The following is a 236-nucleotide window of genomic DNA, read 5'->3' as shown; positions in this document are numbered from 1 at the left end:
TAATGCCGACAATGAAGCGTCCATTCGCTTTATGGCCGTTCATCCCGACGTGCAGGACAAAGGGTTAGGCACGCTGATGGCGATGACCCTGGAGTCGGTGGCGCGTCAGGAAGGCGTTAAGCGCGTGACCTGTAGCGCCCGTGAAGACGCGGTGGAGTTTTTCGCCAAGCTGGGGTTTGTTAATCAGGGAGAAATCACCACGCCAACCACCACGCCGATTCGCCATTTTTTGATGA

General features: G+C 55.9%; 1 protein-coding gene. It reads left to right on the top strand.

Features of this window, described 5'->3' with window-relative positions; all coding sequences use genetic code 11:
• Positions 1 to 236: GNAT family N-acetyltransferase (locus SB719_RS22620; protein ID WP_412160103.1), on the top strand; the 236-nt coding region annotated here is incomplete at both ends.

The sequence above is a fragment of the Pantoea sp. SIMBA_079 genome, from assembly GCF_046940275.1.
In the GTDB taxonomy this organism is placed as follows: Bacteria; Pseudomonadota; Gammaproteobacteria; order Enterobacterales; family Enterobacteriaceae; genus Pantoea; species Pantoea borealis.
The sequence above is the reverse complement of the archived record's forward strand: the minus strand, read 5'-3'. Positions and strand labels throughout refer to the sequence as shown.